The 6,014-nt window shown below is 65.7% G+C and carries 5 protein-coding genes; 1 reads left to right on the forward strand and 4 read right to left on the reverse strand.

Annotated elements, in window-relative coordinates; translation table 11 throughout:
* The 4 genes from VFJ08_RS02055 to VFJ08_RS02070 form a co-directional block, all read right to left on the reverse strand.
* The coding region (locus VFJ08_RS02055; RefSeq protein ID WP_324994643.1) for a DedA family protein at positions 1–497 on the reverse strand (497 nt) is incomplete at its 3' end.
* Between the two features lie 22 nt (positions 498–519).
* Positions 520–1,647: an FAD/NAD(P)-binding protein gene (locus tag VFJ08_RS02060; RefSeq protein WP_324994645.1), complete on the reverse strand. Its 1,128-nt coding sequence runs from the start codon at positions 1,645–1,647 to the stop codon at positions 520–522.
* A 25-nt stretch (positions 1,648–1,672) separates the two neighbouring features.
* A complete protein-coding gene (gene sixA, locus VFJ08_RS02065; protein WP_324994647.1) occupies positions 1,673–2,182 on the reverse strand; it encodes a phosphohistidine phosphatase SixA in 510 nt (169 codons plus the stop codon).
* The gene (locus VFJ08_RS02070) at positions 2,173–2,568 is read right to left on the reverse strand and encodes a hypothetical protein (RefSeq protein ID WP_324994649.1); all 396 of its coding nucleotides are present in this window, start codon (positions 2,566–2,568) and stop codon (positions 2,173–2,175) included. The genes sixA and VFJ08_RS02070 overlap by 10 nt, the downstream gene beginning before the upstream one ends.
* 154 nt (positions 2,569–2,722) lie before the next feature.
* Between VFJ08_RS02070 and VFJ08_RS02075 the strand changes: the two genes are divergently transcribed.
* Positions 2,723–5,725, forward strand: a complete 3,003-nt coding sequence (locus VFJ08_RS02075; RefSeq protein ID WP_324994652.1) for a ribonucleoside-diphosphate reductase subunit alpha — start codon at positions 2,723–2,725, stop codon at positions 5,723–5,725.
* Positions 5,726–6,014 lie beyond the last annotated feature (289 nt).

Raw genomic sequence — 6,014 nt, forward strand, 5'->3', positions numbered from 1 at the left:
TCGATCGTGTCCCAGTGGGCGCCGAACTCGTAGCCGGCCAGCGCCAGCGCCAGATTCCACGGCAGCGAGCCGAGCAGGGAATAGATCAGAAAACGCCCCAACGGCATTTCGCCGATGCCCGCCGGCAACGAGATGAAGGTGCGAAACGCCGGCAGCAGACGGGCCACGAACACCGTGATCTCGCCGCGCCGGGTGAACCAGGCCTCGGCCCGCGCCAGATGCCGCTCGCTAAGCCAAATATAGCGGCCGTAGCGCCGGATCAGCGGGCGCCCGCCGCGCCGGCCGACGGCGTAGGCGATCCAGCCGCCGGCGACGTTGCCCAGCGTGGCGGCTGCCACCACGCCCCAGAGCGACAGCGCGCCCTGGTAGGCCAGAAATCCCGCCGGGGGCACCACCACTTCGCTTGCGATTGGAATACAGGCGGATTCGAGCGTGCTCAGCACGAACACCGCCAGCAGGCCGTAATGTTCGATAACGGTGGTCAGCGTATCGGACACGACAATCTCCCAAGGATGGATCTCATGCGGCGGCGGCCGCGTGGCGGGCGATCGCCGCCAGCACGCGCCCGGCCAGACGCGCGCCCTTGATGTTGCCGGCCATGGGCCGGAGCTGCAGGCTGGCCGGGCGCCCGGCGATGTGCAGGCCCGGCGCGGCGGCCAGTTCGGCATCGATATACAGATGGCCGGCCGGGTCGAGCGCCAGATCGAAATCGGCGACCGCGCGCCCGAGCAGGCTGTTTGGGTCGGGGCGGTGGGCGAATCCGGTCGCCAGAATCACGCGCCCGGCATGGATCAGCCGGCCGTCGGCCAGCAGCACGCCGCTCGGCGTCAGGCGTTCGGGCTCGCCACGGCGCCAGGCGACCCGGCGGGCCGCGAGTGCTGCGGTGATCGCGCCGTGGATATCCGGCGGCAGTGTGCCCGGCAGGCGCGCGTCGGCCAGCATTTGGGTGCGCCGCGCGGGCGGGGCGTTCACGAACGGCGCCAGGCAGCGCGGGCCGGCGTAGCAGGGGTCGGAATCGAAATCCGCGCGCACCGGTCGATGCCGGGTGAGCCAGCACGTGCGGCGCCCGGCCTCGGCGGCGCGCAGCGCGAACTGGGCGCCGGTGATGCCGCCGCCCACGATTACGGTCGCCGCACCCGGGTCGCCGAGCTCGAAATCCGGGTCGAAGACATGCTCGGCGTGCTCGAATCCGGCCGGGCGATAGGGCCGGCCGGGGCCGGTGGCGAGTACGACGCGGCGGGCGGTGAGCGTGTCGCCGTCATCGAGTTCGACGCGCCAGCCGCCGTGCCGGCGCGTAAGACGATGCGCGCGGCGCGGCACGTGCGCCGGCGCGCCGAGTTCGGCCGCGGCGTGCTCGTCGAACAGCGCCAGCGAAGGCCGGCGATAATAGCCGAGCGCATGCGTTCCGTCGTAGCCCGCCGCGCGCGCGAACCGGCGCAGACTGTCGGCGCGCGCGCCCAGATGATGGGCGTTGGACGAGCGCAGGTAGCGCATGCCGCAGGCTGCGGCCCGGGCGCGCCAAGCGGCCAGCGCCGGCAACGGATCGACCACGGCCAGACGGGCTTCTCGTGCGGCGCGTGCGATCGAGGCGGCGATAAAGCGGCCGTGCGGGCCGCCGCCGATGATCAGCCAGTCGTATTCGGTCATGGTGGCTTACGATACAGCGTAGGCGTTAGGCCAGCGCGCGCAGCTGGCACGCCGTGAGCAGCCAGCGCAGGGTGCCGGTGCCGCCGTCGGGCGCGCCGGGGAATTCCAGCAGCGCGGCGCCGGCTTTCTTGAAGGCCAGCAAGCGATCGCGCCGGCGGGTCAGGCTCCACGACACCCAACTCGCCAAATCCGGTTCGTGGCCAACCAGCATCACCCGGCGCTCGCCGAAATGGGTATGCAGCCAATCGTCCAATGCTTCCATTTCGACCGGCGGGGCGAGTACATCGGCCTCGTCGACCGGCGGGTCGTCCAGATAGCCGGCCAGGATTTCCGCGCTTTGGCGCGCGCGCAGCAGCGGGCTGGTCAGAATATCGTCGATCGGCATCCCGGCCAGCGCCGCGCGCAGACCGGCCGCGGCCGCGCGGGTGCGCCGCTCGCCGTGCGCGGTCAGCGGGCGCTCGGCGTCGGACAGGTTCATGGCGCGGGCCTGTTCACGTTCAAGCGCGATACCGTGGCGAATAACGATCACATCCATGGCGGTATTGTCGCCGGTCTGGGTGGCGGCGTCATTCCTGTTTCGATACGGCCGCGCCGGCCGCGTCGTGTTCGCGTTTCGTCGAAGCTATCGATGTAGCGGCCGGAAACAAGAAAAATAATCGTAATATTTTCCGACGGTCGTAAGAGCTTGCCGACGAAGAAATTGTGCCCGATGACGGGTGAAATCCGCCGGCGTGCGCGATCGGCGACAAACACGGGCGAGATACAAGACGTCGCCGTGGCGATCGTATCGCGGCGAACCGCACGGCAACGCGGCAAAGCCTTGTCGGACGGCGCATCGGCGAAATTATCCCGGGGTTTATCCACAGCGTTGTGCACGTTCTGTTCACCGGCGTCACACAATATGTAGTGATTTAAGGCCATAAAACGGGGCCTTGACCACAGTATCTAGTGGGGTATCTTGGTTGTCCAGCGGCCCGGTGCCCAGCGGTTCACGGCGTCGTCAGGGGTCGTTTTAAAAGGGGCAATCTTTCACGGCGCGTTGCGGCGCAGCGCAGCCAACCAGCGCGGAGACGAGATGGAACAAGCAGAGATTTCCGAGCGCAGCGAATCGCGCGGCCGGCAGGGCGAGGCGAGCTTCGGCGCGGCCATCGAGGCCACCAAGCCGGGCGCGTACAAGGTCATTCGTCGCAACGGCAAGGTCACGCCGTTCGATGCTTCCAAGATTGAACTCGCCGTCACCAAGGCGTTCATCGACGTGGAAGGCCAGCAGGGCGCGGCCTCGTCGCGCATCCGCCAGACCGTCAAGGACATCACCGAACAGGTGGTCCAGGGCGTGACCCGCAGCCTGCCGGGCGGCGGCGCGGTCCATATCGAGGACATCCAGGACTACGTCGAGCTGGCGCTGATGCGCTTCGGCGAGCACAAGGTGGCCCGCTCGTACGTGCTCTATCGTGAACAGCGCGCCCGCGAGCGCGCGGCCAAGCAGGCCGAGACGGGTGCTGCCGACGCGCCGGCCGCCGGCCGTGAGATCCAGGTCACCTTCAACAACGGCGCCACCGCCGAACTCGATCGCGACCGCCTGACGCGCGTGATCGGCGAGGCCTGCGAAGGCGTCGCCGGGGTGGCCGCCGAGACCGTGCTGGCCGATGCGCTGAAAAACGCCTACGACGGCATCACCGAGGACGAGCTGTCGACCGCGCTGATTCTGTCCGCGCGCCAGCGTCTGGAAGCCGAACCGAACTACGGCTCGGTCGCCGCGCGCCTACTGATGGACAAGCTGCGCCACGAAGCGTTGACGTTTCTCGCCGACGGCGATGTGCTGTATGCCACCCACGCCGAGATGCGCGAGGGCTATACTCGGTACTTCAAGGACTTCATCGCGTCGGGCGTGCACCACGAGCTGCTTGATCCGCGCCTGGGCGAGTACGATCTGGACATGCTCGGCAACGCGCTGATCGCCGATCGCGATCTGGGCTTCACCTATCTCGGCCTGCAGACGCTTTACGACCGCTACTTCATCCATCACCAAAACAAGCGCTTCGAGCTGCCGCAGGCGTTCTTCATGCGCGTGGCGATGGGGCTCGCGCTCAACGAGATCGAGCGCGAGGAAAAAGCGGTCGAGTTCTACAAGCTGTTGTCGAGCTTCGATTTTATGTCGTCCACGCCGACGCTGTTCAACTCCGGCACGCTGCGTCCGCAGCTGTCCAGTTGTTATCTCACCAGCGTGTCCGACGATCTGCACGGCATCTACGAAGCGGTGCAGGACAACGCGCTGCTGTCCAAGTTCGCCGGCGGGCTCGGCAACGACTGGACCAATGTCCGCGCCATGGGCGCCCATATCAAGGGCACCAACGGCAAGAGCCAGGGCGTGGTGCCGTTCCTGAAAGTCGTCAACGATACGGCCGTGGCCGTGAATCAAGGTGGTAAGCGCAAGGGCGCGGTCTGTGCCTATCTGGAAACCTGGCACAAGGACATCGAGGAATTCCTCGATCTGCGCAAGAACACCGGCGACGATCGCCGCCGCTGCCACGACATGAACACCGCGAACTGGATCCCGGATCTGTTCGTCAAGCGTGTGCTAAACGACGAAAACTGGACTCTGTTTTCGCCGGACGACGTGCCGACCCTGCACGATCTGACCGGGGCCGCCTTCGAGGCCGCCTATGTGGCCTACGAGGAAGCCGCCGCTAGAGGCGAGATCACGAACTGCAAGACCATCGGCGCCGTCGGCCTGTGGCGCAAGATGCTGTCCATGCTGTTCGAAACGGGCCACCCGTGGTTCACCTTCAAGGACCCGTGCAATCTCAGATCGCCGCAACAGCACAAGGGTGTGGTGCACAGTTCGAACCTGTGCACGGAAATCACGCTCAACACGGCGCCGGGCAAGGAGATCGCGGTCTGCAACCTGGGCTCCGTGAACCTGCCGCAGCATATCGTGTTGAATGAAGAAGGCCGGGGCGAGCTGGACACGGCCAAACTCGAGCGCACCGTCAACACCGCGATGCGTATGCTCGACAACGTGATCGAGTACAACTACTACAGCGTCAAGACCGCGCGCGACTCCAACCTGCGTCACCGCCCGGTCGGCATGGGCCTGATGGGCTTCCAGGACGCGCTGTACAAGCTGAAACTGCCGTACGAGTCCGACGAGGCGGTGGAATTCGCCGATCGCTCCATGGAGCAGATCAGCTACTACGCCATCCAGGCCTCGACCAATCTGGCCGAGGAGCGCGGCGCCTATAGCTCGTTCAAGGGCAGCCTGTGGGATCAGGGCATTTTGCCGATCGATTCCATCAAGCTGCTGCGCGAGAATCGCGGGGCCGAATATCTGGATCAGGACGAGTCGCAGACGCTGGACTGGGAGAGCCTGCGGACCCGCATCGGCCAGGTCGGCATGCGCAACTCCAACACCATGGCCATAGCACCCACCGCGACCATCGCCAATATCACCGGCGTGAGTCAGTCGATCGAGCCGACGTACCAGAACCTGTACGTCAAATCGAACCTGTCGGGCGAGTTCACCGTAGCCAATCCGTATCTGGTCGCCGACCTCAAGGAGCGCGGCTTGTGGGATCAGGTCATGGCCAACGATCTCAAATACTACGACGGCTCCGTGCAGGCGATCGACCGTATCCCGGACGAGCTCAAGGTGCTCTACAAATGCGCCTTCGAGATCGATGCGCGTTGGTTGGTCGAATGCGGCTCGCGCCGCCAGAAATGGCTGGATCAGGCCCAAAGCCTGAACCTGTATATGGCCGAACCATCGGGCCGCAAGCTCGACGAGCTGTACAAGCTGGCGTGGAAGAAGGGGCTCAAGACCACCTACTACCTGCGCTCGACCAGCGCCACGCACACCGAGAAGTCGACCATCGCCGATCACCGGCTGAACGCGGTCGGCAACGGTGGCGGCGGCGGTATCAGTGCGGGCGGCTCGGTCACGGGCAGCGCCAGCGCGTCGGCCAACGGTCACGGCCACAGCAATGGCCACAGCGCCGGCACCTCGCCCGCGCCGAAAGGCGAGCCGGTCGCACCCATGGCCTGTGCCATCGACGATCCGGATTGCGAGGCCTGTCAGTAAGGCGAAGACGAATACATTGATCCGCAGATGGACGCAGAAGCACGCAGATTGAAGACAAAACAACAAGTCGTTTCTTTTATCTGCGTCAATCTGCGTTCATCTGCGGACAGTTCCTCTTCTTTTAGCCCCGACAGCACACAACGAAACGACGCTTTTTAACGAAGCACAGCAAAGGAACACGCCATGCTCGACTTCGAAGACACCCCGCGCCAGGGCATCCCCGACCGGGATCGCGCGACCACCAGCAATCCGAATCCGGCCGGCGCGATTCCGGACCCGTTCGCGCTGG

The sequence above is a fragment of the Salinisphaera sp. genome, from assembly GCF_035690525.1.
GTDB lineage: Bacteria > Pseudomonadota > Gammaproteobacteria > Nevskiales > Salinisphaeraceae > Salinisphaera.